Genomic DNA, 21,857 nt, shown 5'->3' with positions numbered 1-21,857 from the left:
GCGAACTTTACCAAAATATTATCTTAGCATTTCTTTATTCAGACTATTATGAATTCAACCTTTCAATCTAAGCTTCCACGTGTGGGAACAACAATTTTCAGTAAAATGTCTGCGCTCGCGCAACAGTATGGTGCACTAAACCTGGCACAGGGTTTTCCTGATTATGATACTGATCCACATTTAATCAATCTTGTAAAGGATTATATGAACGATGGGTTTAATCAATACGCATTAATGCCGGGAGCCTTATCCTTACGTGAAAAAATAGCCTTGAAAGTTATGAATACCCATCAGATAGAGGTCGACGTTCAGGATGAAATTACTGTAACAGCGGGAGGGACTCAAGCTATTTTCACTGCTATAGCTACAGTTGTTCATAAAGATGATGAGGTCATTATATTTGAACCAGCATATGACTGTTATGCCCCAACTGTTGAATTATTTGGAGGAAAGGTCATACCTATTGTTCTTTTAGCGCCTGATTTTACTATTGACTGGGATTATGTAAAAAGTCTAGTGAATGCCAGAACGAAACTGATTATTATTAACAACCCTAATAATCCAACTGGTCGACAACTGGAACTGGATGATATCGAAGCATTAGCTCAGATTGTAGCTTCGTCGCAAGTATTTGTATTGAGCGACGAAGTGTATGAACACCTCGTATATGATGGCAGAAAGCCCTATTCTTTATTAGCGCATACCTTGCTAAGGCAAAGAAGCTTTGTCATTGCATCTTTTGGAAAACTACTCCATGTAACTGGCTGGAAGGTGGGATACTGTATAGCACCCCTTGAATTAACGAGAGAATTTCGAAAGATCCATCAATACAATGTCTTTAGTGTCAATGGTGCAGTTCAAATGGCTATTGCCAAGTATCTGGAAGATTCACAAAGTTATTTAGGTTTAGGAGACTTCTTTGAACAGAAGAGGAACTTCCTGATTGCTGGAATATCATCTTCCAAATTTACCTTATTACCGAGCAACGGTACTTATTTTTTGAATGTTGATTACAGTTCAATTTCGGAGGAACAAGACCTCTTATTTGCTGAACGTATGATCGTCGAAAATAAGATCGGATTAATTCCGATTTCAGCGTTTTATACGGCAGATCCAAATCAGTATATTTTGCGAATTTGTTTTGCTAAAAGATCTGCAACGCTCATTGAAGCCATTGATTTACTTAATAATATTAGATAATACTTCAAATAAACGTTTTAGCAATCGTGTGCATTTGCATTTTTGCTATAAACGATTTAAAATCTTATAAAATATGGTGAATAAGCTACAATATTTTATAAATTTGTAATTCACCCTATCAATACTAATTCTAATAATGGCTAGATTAAATTTATTGGAAGAAACACGCTTTGAAAAAGTTCCTGTAAGTGTGTATCCTGATCCAAGCACAGCTTCCAAAGTTGTTGCAAAGCGTATTGCGGACATCATTCGCAAAAAGCAAGAGAATGGCGAAAATGCAATTTTAGGTCTTGCTACTGGTGCAACACCCATTAAAGTTTACGCTGAATTAATCCGTTTACATAAAGAAGAAGGTTTAAGTTTCAAAAATGTCATCACGTTTAACTTGGATGAATATTATCCGATGCAGCCAGATGCCGCACAGAGTTATGTGACATTCATGAATAAAAATCTATTTGATCATGTCGATATTGAAAGAACAAATGTTAATATTCCTGACGGAACATTAGCAGTAGATGCGATCAATGCCGCTTGTGAAGCTTATGAGCAAAAAATTACTGACTTAGGTGGTTTAGATATTCAAATTTTAGGAATTGGTCGTACAGGTCATATCGGTTTCAATGAGCCTGGATCTGCTCCTAATTCGGGTACACGTGTTGTCACATTAGATGATTTGACACGTCGTGATGCTTCTCGTGATTTTGGTGGTAAAGAAAATGTACCTCGTAAAGCAATTACGATGGGTGTCGGTACTATTTTTAAAGCTCGAGAGATCATTTTGATGGCCTGGAGTGGTAATAAAGCTGAAATCATTAAGAAAGCTGTAGAAGGTGAAATCTCATCAGAGATTCCAGCAACTTATTTGCAACTGTCTGATAATGTAGAATTCATTTTAGATACAGAATCAGCTTCATTATTAACGAGATTTGATTTGCCTTGGTTGGCTGAAGATATTGAATGGACACCTGTTTTAATTAAAAAAGCAGTTGTTTGGTTGTCTTTAGAAATTAAGAAGCCTATTCTGAAACTGACAGAAGAAGATTATAATAATCATGGTATGGCTAAGTTGGTAACCCAATCAGGTCCTGCTTACAATATCAATATCCGTATTTTTAATGAATTGCAACATACCATTACTGGCTGGCCAGGTGGTAAACCAAATGTTGATGATTCACAAAGACCTGAGCGTGCTAATCCGGCTAAGAAGACTTCAATTGTATTCTCTCCGCACCCTGATGACGATGTAATCTCTATGGGAGGTACATTTATTCGTTTAGCAGATCAAGGACATGATGTACATGTTGCGTATCAAACTTGTGGTAACACAGCTGTTTGGGATGATGATGTTATCCGTTATTTAGAATTTGCGGAAGATTTTGCAAAAGAGATGGGAATTGATGCATCAAAAATTTCAACGTTGTATAAAGAAAGCCGTGAGATTTTTGAAACTAAAAAACCAAACCAGATCGATACAGAGATTGTTCGTAAGATCAAAGCATTAATCCGTAAAGGAGAGGCTATTGCTGGCGCTCGTTTTGTAGGTTTACCAGATACAAATATCCATTTCCAAGACTTACCTTTTTACGATAGACAGAAATTCTCAAAAGATGTTTCTTTCGAAGATGATATCCAGCAAACAATGGAATTATTACGTCAGGTAAAGCCACATCAGGTATTTGCAGCTGGTGATTTTGCGGATCCACATGGAACACACAAAGTATGTTTTAATATTTTGTTTGAAGCATTGAGACGTTTAAAAGCGACTGATGAGTGGACCAAAGATTGTTGGTTATGGTTGTACCGTGGAGCGTGGCATGAATACCCAATTCATGAAATTGAAATGGCTGTTCCATTATCGCCACAAGAGGTATACCGCAAGCGTTTGGCTATCTTTAAGCACCAATCACAGAAAGATCTTCCAGTTTTCCCTGGGGATGATCCTCGTGAATTCTGGGTACGTGCAGAAGATCGTACCAGCGAAACTGCAGAATTATATGATCAATTGGGATTAGCTAATTACGAGGCAATCGAAGCTTTCGTAAGATGGGAATTCTAATTATATTAAATAACTAATAAAAGGCTCTCCGTTTTAGGAGAGCCTTTTTTGTTCTATTACTGACTATTAGAATTATCGCATTTAAGGAGATAATGGTATTGTATTCTATATGGTTTCCACAATTTTGCATTAAATATAAATCATTGCAAAATCTTTAATTGCGAGATAATTGTCTATGAAAACTGCAAATAAATATCTTAATGCATTGGGTGTATATCCAAAAAATTTCTTAAAAGCTGTAGTAAAATGAGTCGCATGTCTATAACCCAACTGCTGACTAATTGAGCTTACCTTGACATCTTTTTCTTTAAGCATCAGTTTCGCCTTATTCATTTTACAATCAACTATAAAATTGAATACTGTCATTCCATAAAATTGCTTAAAATGTTTTTTAAGGTATTGTTCATTAGTTCCGACAATTCTGGCCAATTGAGAGATCGTGAAATTCTGACTCAAATTGGACTCGATCAATCCTTTAGCGGTCTTTATCTTTTCCATATCAATATCTCTCAATCTTGTACTTTCTGTTTTTGTAGATAATTCTAAGTAGGCGACCAATTTGCAGAATATGTTTAGAGATGTCCCTTTATAGAATGTAGATAGGAGAGACTCTGGAAGTTGCGTATGAATAAGACCTAGAGCATTGCTATGAATGGATGGGACACGAAAACATCTCAATGTTGATGAAGATTGAAAGAGTTTTTCTATCTTTTCTTGATTACCAAGTTCAATTTCACTGTGCTTTAGAAACCCAGCCTTAAATGTCAGTATACAAATTTTTGCTTTCTCATTTTTTGCGATCAGAAAGAGATCCAAACCTTGTGAATAATAAAAGCAAGAATGTTTTTCTTTAAGCTCAATCTCTTGTTGGTCCAAAATTATAGTGCTGGTTTTAGCCATAGAAATAATGAGAACCGAACTGTTGTCATCAATTTTGAGACGAGAAAATTCATCATTTAAAGCTAAAAGCTTTACTTCATAATCTATGTTATTGTATAAGGAGATGTTTCTATCCTCTTGATTCATATTGTGCTTATTATTATAGTTGCCACTTAATTTCGGATTGTTAAGCTTGTTTTTCGGATCTCGTCACTCCACTATTTATAATTAATCTAATTTTGCATTCAGTTATTTAGACTGGTTCTAAAGACAAAGATATAAATTTTTACATGTATTAACTAAAAAGTGAAGGATGATAAAAAATTACTTTTCAATTTTACTGCTATTGCTGCTGGCCACATATTCTTTGGATTTGTTGGGACAGACTCATGTTACATTAGCTGGACGTGTTTTAGAACAAGAAAGTGACGAGCCTATTAGGGGCGTTTCTGTTTCTGTAAAAGGGAATGAACGTTCAGGAAGTGTGATAACAGGTTCCCAAGGTAGCTTTAGGATTCAGGCACATCAGGGACAAAAATTAATTGTTTCCCACTTAGGATATTTGCCGACCGAAATTTTTATTGATAAAGATTGGTCAGATCGTATTATTTACCTAGCAAAAGATAACAAACAGCTCTCAGAAGTAGTTGTTACTGGAGCACTTGGTATTAAAAGACAATCCAGAGAGCTTGGCACTTCTGCTCAGTCTGTTAGCAATGAGGAGCTTAATCTAGGTAAAGTTGTAAACCCATTACTTGCTTTGTCTAGTAAAGTTGCTGGATTGCGTATCAATGCAACTGATCTAACAACTGGTAAAACTGATCCAGGCATTCAGATTAGATTAAGAGGTACCCGTTCTTTAAACAGATCTAAAAATGATCCTTTGTATGTTGTAGATGGAGTTCCTTTACCAGATATTACACGTGTTAACCCAAATGATATTCAGGATATTACTGTCCTTAAGGGTGCGAATGCTGCCGCCCTTTATGGTTCTGAGGGTGTAAATGGTGCTATCATGATCACGACAAAATCTGGAAAATCTGATCGAGGTCAAATTAATTTTAGCAATAGCACAACTTTTTCTAATGTATTTTTATTACCGCCGGCGCAAGTGGAATTTGGACAAGGACAGAACGGGATTTACAGTCCAGTAGCTAATGAATCTTGGGGTGATAAGTTTAATGGAGAAGAGAGAGACTTTGGTCTTCCAATCAATGGATTACAACCGACTAAACGATATGAAGCTCCTAGTAAAGATAATCGCTTAGGATTTTTTGATACAGGAATTACGACCCAAAATGATCTATCGTTTTCGGGTGGAGATAGTGAAAGCTCATATTTTATGTCCTTACAGGATGTGCGTATCAAAGGAATTATTCCAGGAGATAAATCAAGTCGTACTGGAGCCCGATTTAATGGTTCTCGTCGTTTTAACAAGCTTAATACTTCATTTAACGTAAACTATGTCTTTTTTAAGAACAATACAACGAGCGATGGGCCTTGGCTTTCTGTATATACTCAGCCTGCAAATATTGACTATAAGGACGCTAGAAATTGGCAAAATCCAAGTTCTCCAAATCATCCTTTAAATTGGTATAATCCTGTTGCAAGTACAAGAAATCCAATTTTCATGGCTGATAACAACAGAAATACTTCCGATCAACATACCTTAAATTCAAAATTAGAGTTTAATTATGAATTTGCAGACTGGTTGAATGCGACTTATAGAACAGGTCTTTATTTCCAATCTGAGCCAGGTCGTGTAACAAATCGGAAATTAACATCTAGCGTAGCAACACGGAATATCAATGGATCTGTTAATGATACTCATGCCGGATTTACAAGATTCAATAATGACTTGATTTTAAATTTTCATAAGGATTTTGGTGATTTCACGACTAAGTTATTAGTAGGTCAAAATGTCAGAATGGATGAAAGAAAACAAATAAATGTAAGTGCATCAAACTTATTATTTGAAGATATTTTTAATCAAGGATCTAGAACAGGAGAGTTGACTGGAGGCTCTACAATAACAAAATACCGATCATTGGCTACATATGGAGAATTTACTGCAGGTTATAAAAATTATTTGTTTTTGACTTTGATTGGTAGAAATGATAAAGTTTCTGTGTTAGACCCCAATAATAATAGTTACTTCTCGCCAGGTATAAGTTCTTCCTTTGTATTTACAGATGCAATTGAAAGTCTGAAAAATAACAGCGTATTAAATTATGGACGTGTTTATTCATCTTATAATAAGACCGGTAATGTTACATTGGATCCTTACAGATTAAATTTAACATATAGTCAGACAGCAGGATTTCCTTATGGAAGTTTGGTCGGATTTACGCCTTCTCTATCAGAACCCAATTTATTAATTAAGCCAGAATTTGTAAAATCTTATGAGGTAGGTCTTCAGCTGGGATTCTTTAATAATAGATTGAGTACAGATATTGCTTATGCACATTCAGATTCTGATGGACAGATTTTTAATGCCGGGATATCAAGTGCAACGGGATTTAACTCTACAATTGTCAATGCAGGACGGATGATCAATAAAACGCTCGAAGTTATGATCAATGGAACTGTAATTAAAAATGATAAAGTGAAGTTGGATTTGGGTTTTAACTTCAGTTATACAGACACTAAAGCTAAAGACCTATTTGCAGGAGATGAATTTAACATCTTTAGACAGGCTTATGCGCTTAAAGATCATCAATATCCGACGCTTAGAATGACAGATTTCTTAAAAGAAGGAGGTAAAATAGTACTAGATAAGGATGGTAATGTTATTCCTTCAGATGAAGAAGTTGTATTGGGTACAATGGTTCCTCCATACCTTTTTGGTTTTTCAACAAAACTCTCTTATCAGTCCTTTACATTAGGTTTTCAAATAGACTCAAGATTAGGAAGCTGGATGTACTCAGAAGTATTTCCAAGAATGTATGCAGCAGGAACACATATTGAGACTGTGAAATATGATAGACAGCCGTTTATTATGCCAAATTCGATGGTTCGACTTTCGGATGGAAGTGTTGTGGAGAATACCGATGTATATTCTAAAGGAGACAAAGCTTGGTGGACCGCTTATGGAAATATTCAGACAACTACTGCTGCAAAAGCAGACTTTTTAAAATTAAGAGAACTTTATGTTGGGTATGAATTGCCTGCAAAGTTTTTGGCAGGACAGAAATTGTTTAAAAAAGCAAGCATCGGTTTTGTTGGTAATAATTTGTTCATTATTAGACATTCTTCCAATAAAATTGGTGATCCCGAAGCACTGTACAATCAAACGGATGGTTATGCGAGTTTCAGACAGATCCCAACATCAAGGTCAATGGGCTTCAATATTAATATGACTTTTTAAAAATACGAAAATGAAATACAATATTAGAAAGATAGGGTTAATGAGTTTTGCATTTTTCACATTGACTTCTTGCAAAGATTTTTTAGATGTAAATGTTAACCCGAATTCCCCAATTAAGGAAAATTTAAGTTTGAATGCTAAACTTCCTGCAGCATTGGTGACATCAGCGGCATATGAAGCTACTCAATTAAACCAGATAGGAGGTCTTTGGGGAGGATATTGGGGTACTTCAAATGAAGGAATTAATTCTTTTGGAGCTCTCAAGATATATAATGGCCCAGGAATTAGAGATACTCGTGATGGATTGGCTGTTTGGGAATCGACTTATAATAATTTGTTTTATTATAAAGAAATATTAGAACAGGCGGAAATAGAAGATGCTAAATTTTATTCAGGAATAGCAAAGATTATGATGGGATACCATTTTTTTATACTTGTTGATTTCTATAATAATGTGCCTTATGAGGACGCCCTAAAAGGGTCTAAGATTTTGCACCCAAGTTATGAGTCCGGAAAAGATGTATATAAAAAGTCTGTAGACCTGATTACTCAAGGTATAGAAGAAATTAAAGTTGCCTCTTTGCTTCCTGCAAATGATGATGTTGTATTCAAAGGAAATAAAACGAAATGGGCAAAATTTGGAAATACGTTGAAATTAAGAGCGTTGTTAAGACAGTCTGAAGTTTCGAGTCAAGCATCTTATATTACAGAGGAAATTGCTAAAATTACAAAAGAAGGTTCTGGCTTTTTAGAAGAAGATGCTAGTGTAAACCCAGGTTTTTTGAATACAGCATCTAAGATTAATCCATTCTACGAAACCTACTATCGTAATAATTCTGGAGTAGCTGTAGCTAATTATGCTAATATACGTCCAACTCAGTATCTTATTGGAAAATATAAAGAATTTAATGACCCGAGATTGGCTCAAAATTATGTGAGTATAAACGGAGACTTTAAAGGGGTTATTTTTGGGGAAAATATGATAAAAGATGAGTATGCAGCAGTTAATACTTCATCTTTAAAAGGACCAAATGAGAATGGAAACCAACCAGCAGGAATAATTAAATCTTTCAATCAATCTATTGTTTTAATATCATTAGCAGAATCTCATTTCTTGCGAGCAGAAGCAGTTGAAAGAGATTGGATAACAGGTATAGCAAGTCAATTATATCAAAGTGGGATACAAGCATCCTTTAATTATTTGTTCAATGTTAATAATTATAATGTACAATCTTATATCAACCAGACTAATGTGAACTATGCGACTGCAACGAATAAGATTGAGCGTATCATCACACAGAAATGGTTAGCTCTAAATAATATTAATAACATTCAGTCATGGAATGATTTTAGAAGACTCGGATACCCTAACTTTCCTAACTCTGCGTCTTCTCCAGTGCCTAATGGGTATCCATTGCGATTTATGTATCCTGAAACAGAAATCAATACGAATAACCAAAATGTGGTAAGCCAGGGTGATAATGGAGTTTTAACCAATAGAGTATGGTGGGATGCTAATTGAGTTCTTTTGTTAAAGAATTTTAAGAAAAAGACTTCATCATCAATACAAAAAGCCAATCGAAAAAGATTGGCTTTTTTGTATTTTGAAAAGTTTTATTTTAATCTTTGCTAGGAAACATTTTTCCAATGATCATTTCTAGCACCGCTACTACAATTGCAAAGAGCGCTGCTGTCCAGAAGCCGGAAACATCAAATTTAGATCCGAGTAATGAATCTGTTAATAATATCATGAGCACAGTGATGATAAAAGAAACTAGTCCCAGTGTTAACCAATTTAGTGGAAAAGTGAACAATCTTAAAATCGAACCAACGGTAGCATTAACAAATCCAATAACAAGACCTGTTATGATAGCCCAAAGAAAGCTGGCAACATGTACTCCTGGAGATATGTAGGCTGCTAGTGCAATCACTACACCTGTAATAAGTAGGCTAATAATGAATTTCATGATATTTATAATTTTAAGTTAATCTTACAAAATTATCATCAAATGCGGTGCCAAATTCTACTCCTAAACGATCGTTTGCTATTCGTCTCTCCCAAATTAAACTTTTGGTACTTTAATGTGTTTAATATAATTAATTACATATATGTTATGCTTGCATAATATAAATTTTGTAAATTCACATAAACAATTATAACAGAGACAATATGAAAAAGATGATCATGACACTGATGCTGGTATTTACGTCAGTATTAATTTTTGCACAATCTGACCCTATTATTGGAAAATGGCAGAATCCTAGTGGAGAAGGTAGAATAGAAATCTACAAAAAAGGTGAAAAGTATTTTGGTAAACTATATTGGTTGAAAGAGCCAAATGATGCACAGGGTAATATTAAAAAGGACGTTAAGAATCCCGATAAAAGTTTACAAAGCAGACAGGTTCAGGGCTTAGAGATTTTGACCAACTTTTCAAAAGATGGTAATGTCTATCAGGACGGTAAAATATATGATCCAAAAACAGGAAAAACCTATAGCTGTAAAATGACCTTACAGGGAACAGATAAGTTAGATATCAGGGGTTATGTGGGCGTCAGTTTATTCGGACGTACTGAATCATGGAAAAGGGTGAACTAAAGCTTTGGTAAAAAAATGGAAAGCGCTACTTATTTATAAGGGCGCTTTTTCTTTTAGGGTCTTTAATTATTAAAAACATTGTAAAATTAATTTAATAGCAGTAATTTCAGCAATCTAAATATTAACGATAGAATTGCTATGGCTGTTAAAATGTCCTATTCAGAGAATATAAAACTTGCTCTCCAATCCATTGTAGGCAATAAGTTGCGCACATTTCTGACAGCACTGATTATCGCAATAGGCATTACGGCACTTATAGGTGTTTTAACATCTATAGATGCGATTAAATCGTCTTTAACAGATTCCTTTTCTTCAATGGGGTCCAATTCATTTAATATTCGGAATCGCGGTCTGAATGTCCGTATTGGAAATAGCGGTGAGCAGTCGAAGGTATATTCCTCCATTACATACCGAGAAGCGGTCAGCTTTAAGGAACAATATAAGTTTGACGCGGTCACCTCGATCAATGTTAATGTTTCATGGGCCGCAACAGCAAAATATAAATCAGAAAAAACAAATCCTAATATCGGTGTCATCGGATCTGATGAATCCTATTTAAAAACATCCGGATATAACTTGTCTATTGGGCGTAATTTTACGAATCAGGAAGTTTATAAAGGAAGTCCTGTCGTCATTATCGGTGATGAAATATATCAAAAATTATTTAAAGGCACCATCAATCCCATAGGTGAATTTATGACAATCGGTGGGGTGCGTTATCAAGTAATCGGAGTATTAAAAAATAAGGGATCAAGCGCTGGTATGGGTGCTGATAAAGCCTGTTTGATACCTTTGGTAAAAGCAAGAACGGTAATGGGGGGTGTTGAGCCTTCTTATACCATTACGATATCGGTTAATGATCCGGTTCGCTTAGAAGCCGCAGTAGGGGAGGCTACTATTGTGTTCCGTAATATACGTGGGTTGACAGCTAAACAAACATCGGATTTTGAAATCACAAAATCTGATGCAGTTGCGCAGATCTTACTTCAAAATATGGTTATCATTACAATGGGAGCAATCGTGATTGCATTAATAACATTAATAGGAGCTTCCATCGGTTTAATGAATATTATGCTGGTTTCTGTAACAGAGCGGACGCGTGAGATTGGAATCCGTAAGGCAATTGGAGCAACCCCTTCGGTGATACGTAAACAGTTCTTAATAGAAGCAGTTGTTATCTGTTTAATTGGTGGGGCCGCAGGAATTATATTGGGCATCGTCATCGGCAACCTGCTAGCATTACAATTGGGTGCATCATTTATTGTTCCTTGGAATTGGATCATATTAGGTTTTACAGTATGTGTTCTGGTGGGTATGCTCTCAGGCTATTATCCTGCATCAAAAGCTTCAAAATTAGATCCTGTAGAAGCATTGCGTTATGAATAGTAAAATTGTGCAAACGGTTTCACATACTTTTGAGGCATTAATAACATAAACTTCATTTATAAGTGGAGTAAATGCTCTTATAAAATCTTATTATTGTAGAAAATTTTGAATTATTATGTATAAAACTCTTCAACCTGCATTGCAGAAAGAATTAGCAGCTATCAAAGAAGCTGGTTTGTATAAAGAAGAACGCGTAATTACTACGCCTCAAGGTGCTGATATTAAAGTAAGCACTGGTGAAGAAGTCATCAATTTTTGTGCAAATAACTATTTAGGATTATCATCACATCCTAAAGTAACTGAAGCAGCAAAAAAAGCAATTGATTCACATGGATATGGAATGTCATCAGTACGTTTTATTTGTGGAACACAGGATATTCACAAAGAGTTGGAAGCAAAAATTTCTAAATTTTTAGGAACAGAAGATACTATTTTATATGCGGCTGCATTTGATGCCAATGGCGGAGTATTCGAACCTTTATTAGGTGCAGAAGATGCGATCATTTCAGATGAATTGAATCATGCATCTATTATCGATGGTGTCCGTTTGTGTAAAGCACAACGTTTCCGTTATAAAAATGCGGATATGGCAGATTTAGAGGCTCAGTTACAAGCGGCTTCTGGCGCGCGTCACCGTATTATCGTTACAGACGGAGCATTCTCGATGGATGGTTCGGTAGCTCCATTAGATCAGATCTGTGATTTAGCAGATAAATATGAAGCATTAGTGATGATCGATGAGTCACACTGTACAGGTTTTATTGGTAAAACTGGCCGTGGAACACATGAATTATATAATGTAATTGATCGCGTTGATATTATTACTGGAACATTAGGGAAAGCATTAGGTGGTGCATCTGGCGGTTTTACTTCTGGTCGTAAAGAAATTATTGATATGTTACGTCAGCGCTCTCGTCCATACTTGTTCTCCAATACTTTAGCACCAGCTATCGCAGGAGCTTCTGTAGCAGTCTTAGACATGCTAAGTGAAACGACAGACTTACGCGATAAATTAGAAGCAAATACAGCTTATTTCCGTGAAAAAATGACAGCAGCAGGTTTTGATATTAAACCGGGATTTCACCCTATTGTGCCTGTTATGCTGTATGATGCGAAATTAGCGCAAGAATTTGCAACAAGAATGTTGGCTGAAGGAATCTATGTAATTGGTTTCTATTACCCTGTAGTTCCACAAGGAAAAGCACGTATTCGTGTTCAAATTTCAGCAGGTCATGAGATCAGTCATTTGGATAAAGCAATAGCAGCATTCATAAAAGTTGGAAAAGATTTAGCTGTAATCAAATAAAATACACATAGTTATATGAATTTATGGTGCAAAATACTTATCTTTGCACCCTGAATTTAAAACAAATTTACTTGCTGGATGCAAAATATTAGAAATATAGCGATTATCGCTCACGTCGATCACGGTAAAACTACGTTGGTAGACAAAATCTTACACTTCACAAATCTTTTTAGAGATAATGATGGTACAGGTGATTTAATTCTAGATAACAACGATCTAGAGCGTGAACGCGGTATTACAATCGTTGCTAAAAACGTTTCTGTTCAATACAAAGGTGTGAAAATCAACGTTATTGACACTCCTGGTCACGCCGATTTCGGTGGTGAGGTTGAGCGTGTCTTAAAAATGGCTGATGGTGTTGTGTTATTAGTAGATGCTTTTGAAGGTCCTATGCCTCAAACTCGTTTCGTTACACAAAAAGCTTTAGCTTTAGGCTTGAAACCTTTGGTAGTTGTTAATAAAGTAGACAAAGAAAACTGTCGTCCTGAAGAAGTATATGAAAATGTATTTGATTTATTCTTTAGCTTAGATGCTACTGAAGAGCAATTGGCGTTTCCAGTATTATACGGTTCTTCTAAAAATGGTTGGATGTCAACAGATTGGAAAGAGCCTAAAGAAGATGTATCTGAATTGTTAGATGCTATCATCTCTCACTTCCCACCATCTCCTTTTAATGAAGGTACTTTGCAAATGCAAATCACATCTTTAGATTACTCTACTTTCGTAGGTCGTATCGCTATTGGTCGTGTTGCACGTGGAACAATCAAAGAAAACCAACCTATTTCATTGATGAAACGCGATGGTAAAATCGTTAAATCTCGTGTAAAAGAATTACATACGTTTGAAGGTTTAGGTCGTCGTCGTGTTACAGAAGTTGCTTGTGGTGATATCTGTGCTGTAGTTGGTATCGAAGGTTTTGATATCGGTGATACTATCGCTGATTTCGAAAACCCAGAGCAATTAGAGGTTATTCATATTGATGAGCCTACAATGAACATGTTGTTCACGATTAATAACTCACCTTTCTTTGGTAAAGAAGGTAAATTAGTTACTTCTCGTCACATCCATGATCGTTTACAAAAAGAATTAGAGAAAAACTTAGCATTACGTGTAGTTCCTACTGAATCTCCTGATGCATGGTTAGTATATGGTCGTGGTATTCTCCATTTATCTGTATTGATCGAAACAATGCGTCGCGAAGGTTACGAATTGCAAGTAGGTCAGCCACAAGTTATCTTGAAAGAAATTGATGGTAAGAAATGTGAGCCAGTCGAAGTATTGGTCGTAGATGTTCCTGCTGAAGTTTCTGGTAAAGTAATCGAATTGGTAACACAACGTAAAGGTGAGTTATTGATTATGGAGACTAAAGGTGAAATGCAACACTTAGAGTTCGAAATCCCTTCTCGTGGTATCATCGGTTTACGTAACAACGTATTGACTGCTACTGCTGGTGAAGCTGTTATGGCTCACCGTTTGAAAGGTTACGAGCCTTGGAAAGGTACAATCCCTGGACGTCAACATGGTGTATTGATCTCTTTAGATAAAGGTACTACAACAGCTTATTCTATCGATAAATTACAAGATCGTGGTAAATTCTTCGTTGATCCAGGAGTAGATATCTATGAAGGACAAATTTTAGGAGAGCATATCCGTGATAACGATTTAACAATCAATATCGTTAAAGCGAAACAATTAACGAATATGCGTGCTTCTGGTACTGATGATAATACTCGTATTGCACCAGCGATCAAATTCTCTTTAGAAGAATCAATGGAGTATATCCAAGGTGACGAATATATTGAGGTTACTCCTCAGTCTATCCGTTTACGTAAGATCTACTTAACAGAAGGTGAACGTAAAGTGAACAAAAAAGTTTAATGATCTCATTAGATTTAAAATAATAGAAAAAGCCTCCGATTTATCGGAGGCTTTTTTTGTAATATCCTTTTTTCATACAGTGATTATAAATTCTCCTTTATCTGTTTTGAAGAATTCTTTTTGGAATTCTTTTTAGATTTTCCAAATCATTTGGATCGTTAATAATCTGTCTTTTTTGTAATAAAATCAATGCAAAGTCGTGAATGTCAATATAAATTTCGATTTTTAAGTGGCCTTATTAAAAATCCTTACATATTATATTTTATGAAAAGAACTTATCTCACGTATATTTTCTCAAAAAGAGTCTTAGGTTATACCTTGTTTTTTAGCTTTTTTACGCTAGATCATGGATTTGCACAAAATCGATCACAGCAGGGATCGCAGGTATTAGAGCCTATTGTGCAAAAAATTGTAGCAGAAGCCAATAATAACTCTCAGCTGGAATCACTCGCGTTTGAACTGTTAGATGTAGTTGGTCCCCGCTTAGTGGGAACTCCAGGCATGACCCGTGCAAATGAATGGGCAGTTGCTAAATTTGAAAGTTGGGGCATTACAGCTCAAAATCAAAAATTTGGTGAATGGCGAGGATGGGAACGCGGTATTTCACATATCGATATGATTGCACCCCGTGTCAAATCATTGGCCGGAACACAGCTTGCATGGAGTCCGAGTACAAAAGGGAAAAGTATACAAGCAGAGGTTATTAGCCTACCAGATGTAAAGGATTCCTTGTCATTTCATAAATGGCTTCCATCTGTTAAAGGTAAATTTGTGATGATTTCAATGCCACAGCCAACCGGTCGTCCGGATCATAACTGGGAAGAGTATGGGACCAAGGAATCCATTGAACGGATGAAAGTTTCTCGGGACTCTCTTGCAGTTTTATGGAACAACCGTATCAAAGCTTCTGGAGTATCTGCAAATTCTATCCCAGCCATGTTGGAAGATGCAGGTGCCGTAGGGATATTGACCAGCAATTGGTCAAAAGAATTTGGAGCGAATAAAATATTTGGAGCACGGTCATATAAGGCGCCATCGCTCGATATCTCCTTAGAAGATTATGGTATGTTATACCGCTTAACTGAAAAGGGAATCAGTACAAAGATCAGTGTCGAGACTGCTTCAAAGGATCTAGGAAACGTACCTTCCTTTAATACTATTGCTGAAATTAAAGGAAGTCAATTTCCGAACGAATACGTTATTCTTTCAGCTCACCTTGATTCCTGGGAGGGAGGTTCGGGAGCAACGGACAATGGAACCGGAACTATCGCTATGATGGAAGTCGCACGTATTTTGAAAAAGATATTGCCAAATCCTAAGCGAACTATACTAATCGGTTTGTGGGGAAGTGAAGAACAGGGGCTAAACGGCTCGCGTTCATTTGTCTTGGACAATCCAGAGATAATAGAAAATACACAAGCTGTTTTCAACTTAGATAACGGTACAGGCCGTGTTGAGCGAATTAATGGCTCAGGCTTTGTACATGCTTATGACTTTATATCCCGTTGGATGTCTGCTGTGCCTGCTCATGTTACAAAAGATATCAAAACAGAATTTCCGGGATCACCAGGAGGCGGGGGATCAGACCACTCATCTTTCGTTGCTGCTGGAGTACCTGCTTTTATGTTAAGTTCATTGTCTTGGGGTTACTTTTCAAATACATGGCACACCAATTTGGATACTTATGATAAGTTAGTGTTTGATGATCTCAAGTATAATGTAATTCTTACTGCTGTAATGGCATATAAAGCCTCTGAGGAAGCTAAGTTGGTTAATCGGGAGCAACGGGTACTCCCAGCGGGAACTGACGGTAAACCGGGTATTTGGCCTCCTATTAGACAGCCAAGGAGAACAGGAGTTGGATATTAGGTAACATTTGAAATAGATTCTTTATTAAGAATTTGTAAAATATTGGGCTTTTCTTAGTTCATGTTATTAATAAGGATTTTTAAATCCTTATTTTTGTTTTTATCTGTATGTCAGATTGAAACAAATTAGATTGGAATTTATAAATGGCGAAGACACAGGATAATAGTCCGAAAAATTATATTCAAATAAAAGGGGCAAGAGTCAATAATTTAAAGAATATTGATGTCGATATCCCTAAAAACAAACTGGTAGTTATTACAGGTATGTCAGGCTCGGGCAAATCTTCCTTAGCATTTGATACACTCTATGCCGAGGGGCAACGTCGTTATGTCGAAAGTCTCTCTTCCTATGCTCGTCAGTTTATGGGAAGGATGAATAAACCTGAAGTTGATTATATTAAAGGTATAGCACCGGCGATAGCGATCGAACAACGCGTTATTACGAGCAACCCACGCTCTACTGTCGGTACATCGACTGAGATTTATGATTATCTGAAACTATTATATGCACGTATAGGCAAAACCTATTCTCCCGTATCTGGACAACTTGTTACAAAAGATACGGTCTCCAGTATTGTAGATTTTGCAACGGCTTTAGAGGAGGGAACATCTATTACCATTTATGCTCCACTAATTCCTACGAACGACCGTAAGTTAAAAGAGGAACTTTCACTTTTATTACAGAAAGGTTTTGTCCGTATCAAGTATAAAGGTGAGCTACAGAAAATAGAAACGATCATCGATGACAAGAAAATCGATAATAAAGTAATTAAAGAAGGTGAAATAGAAATCGTTACGGACCGTCTTCGTATCGATTCGGATGACGATACCTTAAATCGTCTTTCGGATTCTATTCAAACAGCTTTATTTGAAGGAAAAGGTAATTGCTCCATAGCCGTAGGAGACGAATTACATCATTTTTCAGATCGCTTTGAGCTTGATGGAATCTTGTTTGAAGAACCAACAGCTAATTTCTTCAGTTTTAATAATCCATATGGAGCATGTCGCCGTTGTGAAGGATATGGGAAAGTGATTGGTATTGATCCAGATCTTGTTATTCCTGATAAAAGCCGATCGGTATATGATGGTGCTATCGCACCTTGGCGAGGTGAGAAAATGGGCGAATGGTTACAGGCACTGATCAAAGTTTCGTTAAAGTTTGACTTTCCTATCCATCGTTCCTATTCTGATCTAACAGCGGCACAAAAGAAATTGCTGTGGACGGGTAATAAGTATTTTTCAGGTTTAAATCAATTTTTTCAAGAGCTTGAAGAACAGACCTACAAAATCCAATATCGGGTCATGTTATCCCGCTATCGTGGTAAGACAGATTGTCCAGAATGTCACGGTTCCCGTCTTCGTCAGGATGCAACCTACGTAAAAGTTGGTGATAGATCCATTACAGATATCGTACTGATGCCTTTGGATAAAGCATTGGAGTTTTTCAAAGGATTAGAACTAAAAGGGAATGATCTTTTAATTGCGAAGCGGTTATTATCTGAAATTGAAAGCCGGTTACAGTTTTTATGTGATGTAGGATTGAGCTATTTAACTTTAAATCGCTTATCCAACTCTCTTTCTGGTGGTGAATCGCAACGTATCAATTTAGCGACTTCTTTAGGAAGTTCTTTGGTTGGGTCAATTTATGTCTTGGACGAACCGAGTATTGGTTTACACCCTCGCGATACACAAAGGCTTATAGGTGTTTTAAAATCGCTAAGGGATATTGGTAATACAGTCATTGTGGTCGAGCATGAACAGGAAATGATGGAGGCTGCCGATTATCTGATCGATATAGGTCCGGAAGCAGGAATAAATGGAGGTGAATTGGTATTTGCTGGTCACTACGATGATATCATTAAAGATAAAAAAAGTTTAACAGGACGTTATTTAAGCGGACAAGATCAGATCGTCATTCCGGCTCAACGTCGTACATGGAACAATTCCATTACCGTTAAAGGAGCGCATGAAAATAACCTGCAGGGTATCGATGTGACTTTTCCACTCAATAATTTTACTGTTGTCACCGGTGTTTCCGGTTCTGGGAAAACATCACTTGTAAAACGGATTTTATATCCGGCTCTGCAAAAAGCGATCGGGAATTATTCCGGTGAGCAGACAGGAGTTTACGATGGAATTGAAGGAGATATTGATCGCGTTGAACAAATTGAAATGGTTGATCAGAATCCGATCGGTCGTTCTTCACGATCCAATCCGGTTACCTATGTAAAAGCTTGGGATGAAGTTAGAGCTTTATATTCAAATTTACCGGCTGCTAAAGCTGCAGGACTAAAACCCGCCGCCTTTTCATTTAATGTGGAGGGTGGTCGATGTGACGTATGCCAAGGCGAGGGAGAGGTCAAGATTGAGATGCAATTTATGGCCGATATTGTGCTGCCTTGTGAAGCGTGTGAAGGCAAACGATTTAAACAGCATGTACTTGATGTCCAGTATAAAAGTAAGTCGGTTTCAGATGTTTTGGAATTGAGTGTTGATGAGGCTATTGTTTTCTTTGCTGATCAACCTAAAATCTTATCTAAACTTCAACCTTTACAAGATGTTGGACTAGGTTATGTGAAATTGGGACAATCATCGAGTACACTATCTGGTGGAGAAGCACAGCGTATCAAACTGGCTTCATTCTTAATTAAAGGAAATAATAGTAAGAAAACCCTTTTTATATTTGATGAACCAACAACAGGTCTCCATTTTCATGATATTAAGAAGCTCTTGAAATCGTTTGAGGCACTGATCAATTTAGGGAATAGTATTTTGGTTATCGAACATAATATGGATATGATCAAATCGGCAGATTGGGTGATAGATATCGGTCCTGAAGGGGGAGATAAAGGAGGGAAATTAGTTTTTGCAGGACTTCCTGAAGATTTGGTCAAATGTAAAGATTCTTATACAGGGCAATATTTACAGACTCATTTAACGAATTAATTTTACATTTATAGCCTAAACAAAATAAAAGACATGATTAAAAAAATGTTAATAATGATGTGCGTAGGGTTGAGTAGTTTGACAACCTTTGCACAGTCGCCAGAACGTCCGAAATTAGTCGTGGGTCTTATGGTTGACCAGATGCGCTGGGATTACCTGTACCGATTCGCTGAACGTTATGGCGAAGGTGGTTTCAAAAGATTGTTGAATGAGGGATTTTCATGCGAAAATACGCTGATCAATTACATTCCAACCTATACTGCTATCGGCCATAGCTCTGTTTACACAGGATCAGTACCTGCTATACATGGTATTTCAGGCAATGATTGGATTATGGAGCAAACTGGTAAACCAATGTATTGTACTCAGGATGACAATGTTGTTGGGGTAGGTACAACAGAGGCTGAAGGAAAGCAGTCTCCACGCAATTTACTTGCTTCTACGATTACAGATCAATTGAAATTAGCAACCAATTTTCAATCAAAGGTTATCGGTATTGCAATTAAAGATCGTGGCGGGATTCTACCTGCTGGTCATTTTGCTGATGCAGCCTACTGGTTTGAATCTAAGTCCGGTAATTGGATTACGAGCAATTTCTACATGGATAAATTACCAAACTGGGTAACAGATTTTAATAAGAAAAAACTTGCTGAAAAATATTTAAAACAAGATTGGAAACCATCTTACCCGTTATCGACCTATACTTCAAGTATTGCTGATGATAATATTTATGAAGGAAAATTTGCTGGAGAGGCAAGTCCAACTTTACCAAGAGCAACTTCCAAATTGATGGCTACTGAAGGGTACGAGTTGATTAAGACGACGCCTATGGGAAATACCTTGACTTTAGATTTAGCTAAAGCGGCTATAGAAAATGAAAAACTTGGAAATAACCCAACGAAAAGTACTGACTTTCTTTGTGTAAGTTTATCTGCTACTGACTATGTGGGCCATCGTTATTCCCTTTCTTCTGTAGAAATTGAAGATATCTATTTAAAGCTGGATCATGAACTTGCGGATCTCTTCAACTATTTGGATAAATCAGTTGGTAAAGGTAATTACACATTCTTTTTAACAGCAGATCATGCCGCATCTTATAATTCACGTTATTTCATGGACATGAAAGGGAATGGGGGATATTTTCCAGGCAGACAGATCTTAACAGCATTGAATGATAATTTGAAAACTAAGTTTGGTCAAGAAAAATTGGTTAAGAGTCTAATGAACTATCAAGTACATTTAGACAATGAGAAGATTGAAACTTTAAAACTAGATGAAGAAGCCATCAAAACGGATATCATCAAGTATTTGAAAAAACAGGATGGTGTTGCATTTGTTTTTGATATGTCCAAAGGTGATGTTCTTCAAGCTCCTCTAGCGATCCGCGAAAAAGCAATTAACGGATATCATATGAAGCGAAGTGGTGTTATTCAGATTGTTGTTGAGCCACAATGGTATGAGGGATCTCCTCGTTCTACAGGTACAACGCACGGTACATGGTCAAGCTTTGACTCGCATATACCATTAGTATTTATGGGATGGGGTATCAAACATGGCGTTTCTAATAAAGCTGTAAACGTTACTGACATTGCTCCAACTTTAGCCGCGTTGTTGCATGTTATGGAGCCAAATGGCAGTATCGGTACCCCTATAGTAGAAGTGTTAGGACAGTAATATCGCTTTTAAATGCTATATTACAGGTAAAATTTGTTAGATTTCTGCTATATAAATTTACTGATTGAAGAGAAGAGGGTGGTAAAATTGTTTTATAAGCAATGCAATAAGATTGTAAATAAAACAATTTTATCTAAGTTTGTAGATAAAATTGAATAAATAATATGCTTTCTAAAAAGACAAAATATGCCATTAAAGCCTTAATGGTTTTAGGTAGGAACTACGGTAAAGATCCCATGCAGATTGTAAAAATTGCAGAGGAAGAAAACATTCCGAAGAAATTTTTAGAACAGATATTGTTGGAAATGCGTAATGCAGGGATTTTGTATAGCAAGAAAGGTGCAGGAGGGGGTTACAGTCTAAATAAAGCACCAGAAGATGTTTATTTATCTCAGGTGATGCGATTGATCGACGGACCTATTGCCTTGTTGCCATGTGTCAGTCTCAATTTCTATCGTTCATGTGATGAATGTACCACTGAGCATGCCTGTGGTATACGCGACACTTTTGTTGAGGTTCGTAATGCAATGTTACAAATACTAAACGATACGAGTGTTGCGAGTCTAATAAACAAGGAAAAACAATTAAACCTAGACACTACAGAAGATAGCTAGATAAATTAAACTTTTTACTGAAAGGGCCGAATTATTTGATTAATTCGGCCTTTTTTATTTTTAACGAAAATTTAACAAAAAGCA

Annotated in this window: 14 protein-coding genes; 12 read left to right on the top strand and 2 right to left on the bottom strand. The window is 36.5% G+C overall.

Features of this window, described 5'->3' with window-relative positions; genetic code table 11:
• The first annotated feature begins 48 nt into the window (after positions 1-48).
• Positions 49-1,200, top strand: coding sequence for a methionine aminotransferase (locus WH188_RS22250; protein ID WP_339424672.1), 1,152 nt, complete (start codon positions 49-51; stop codon positions 1,198-1,200).
• 136 nt (positions 1,201-1,336) lie between these two features.
• On the top strand, positions 1,337-3,256 hold the full coding sequence (gene nagB, locus WH188_RS22245) for a glucosamine-6-phosphate deaminase (RefSeq protein WP_339424671.1): 1,920 nt from the start codon (positions 1,337-1,339) through the stop codon (positions 3,254-3,256).
• 129 nt (positions 3,257-3,385) lie between these two features.
• On the opposite strand, the gene WH188_RS22240 is transcribed toward nagB, so the two are convergent.
• Complete coding sequence (locus WH188_RS22240; RefSeq protein WP_339424670.1) at positions 3,386-4,282, bottom strand: helix-turn-helix domain-containing protein; 897 nt, start codon at positions 4,280-4,282, stop codon at positions 3,386-3,388.
• Between the two features lie 166 nt (positions 4,283-4,448).
• Between WH188_RS22240 and WH188_RS22235 the strand changes: the two genes are divergently transcribed.
• Both WH188_RS22235 and WH188_RS22230 read left to right on the top strand, forming a co-directional pair.
• Entirely contained in the window at positions 4,449-7,502 is a 3,054-nt protein-coding gene (locus tag WH188_RS22235) for a SusC/RagA family TonB-linked outer membrane protein (RefSeq protein WP_339424669.1), read from the top strand.
• A gap of 10 nt (positions 7,503-7,512) precedes the next feature.
• The gene (locus WH188_RS22230; protein ID WP_339424668.1) at positions 7,513-9,024 is read left to right on the top strand and encodes a SusD/RagB family nutrient-binding outer membrane lipoprotein; all 1,512 of its coding nucleotides are present in this window, start codon (positions 7,513-7,515) and stop codon (positions 9,022-9,024) included.
• Between the two features lie 97 nt (positions 9,025-9,121).
• Here the strand turns inward: WH188_RS22230 and WH188_RS22225 are convergent, their stop codons facing one another.
• Positions 9,122-9,469 (bottom strand): phage holin family protein, encoded by a 348-nt coding sequence (locus WH188_RS22225; RefSeq protein WP_021190846.1) that lies wholly within the window; start codon positions 9,467-9,469, stop codon positions 9,122-9,124.
• Between the two features lie 203 nt (positions 9,470-9,672).
• Between WH188_RS22225 and WH188_RS22220 the strand changes: the two genes are divergently transcribed.
• From WH188_RS22220 to WH188_RS22185, 8 genes are all read left to right on the top strand, one after another.
• Positions 9,673-10,101: a DUF2147 domain-containing protein gene (locus tag WH188_RS22220; protein WP_132771687.1), complete on the top strand. Its 429-nt coding sequence runs from the start codon at positions 9,673-9,675 to the stop codon at positions 10,099-10,101.
• 138 nt (positions 10,102-10,239) lie between these two features.
• A complete protein-coding gene (locus WH188_RS22215) occupies positions 10,240-11,487 on the top strand; it encodes an ABC transporter permease (protein WP_339424667.1) in 1,248 nt (415 codons plus the stop codon).
• Positions 11,488-11,602: 115 nt separating this feature from the next.
• Positions 11,603-12,793, top strand: coding sequence for a glycine C-acetyltransferase (gene kbl, locus WH188_RS22210; RefSeq protein WP_183916417.1), 1,191 nt, complete (start codon positions 11,603-11,605; stop codon positions 12,791-12,793).
• Between the two features lie 78 nt (positions 12,794-12,871).
• Positions 12,872-14,671, top strand: coding sequence for a translational GTPase TypA (typA, locus tag WH188_RS22205; RefSeq protein WP_132771684.1), 1,800 nt, complete (start codon positions 12,872-12,874; stop codon positions 14,669-14,671).
• A gap of 264 nt (positions 14,672-14,935) precedes the next feature.
• Positions 14,936-16,540, top strand: a complete 1,605-nt coding sequence (locus WH188_RS22200) for a M20/M25/M40 family metallo-hydrolase (protein ID WP_339424666.1) — start codon at positions 14,936-14,938, stop codon at positions 16,538-16,540.
• Between the two features lie 143 nt (positions 16,541-16,683).
• The gene (gene uvrA / locus WH188_RS22195; RefSeq protein WP_339424665.1) at positions 16,684-19,485 is read left to right on the top strand and encodes an excinuclease ABC subunit UvrA; all 2,802 of its coding nucleotides are present in this window, start codon (positions 16,684-16,686) and stop codon (positions 19,483-19,485) included.
• Positions 19,486-19,518: 33 nt separating this feature from the next.
• Positions 19,519-21,159 (top strand): alkaline phosphatase PafA, encoded by a 1,641-nt coding sequence (gene pafA / locus WH188_RS22190; RefSeq protein WP_339424664.1) that lies wholly within the window; start codon positions 19,519-19,521, stop codon positions 21,157-21,159.
• Between the two features lie 164 nt (positions 21,160-21,323).
• Positions 21,324-21,773 carry an RrF2 family transcriptional regulator gene (locus WH188_RS22185; protein ID WP_021190852.1) on the top strand — a complete coding sequence of 150 codons (450 nt, stop codon included), beginning with the start codon at positions 21,324-21,326 and terminating at the stop codon, positions 21,771-21,773.
• Positions 21,774-21,857: the final 84 nt, after the last annotated feature.

This window comes from Sphingobacterium sp. MYb388 (assembly GCF_037479535.1).
In the GTDB taxonomy this organism is placed as follows: Bacteria; Bacteroidota; Bacteroidia; order Sphingobacteriales; family Sphingobacteriaceae; genus Sphingobacterium; species Sphingobacterium anhuiense.
The sequence above is the reverse complement of the archived record's forward strand: the minus strand, read 5'-3'. Positions and strand labels throughout refer to the sequence as shown.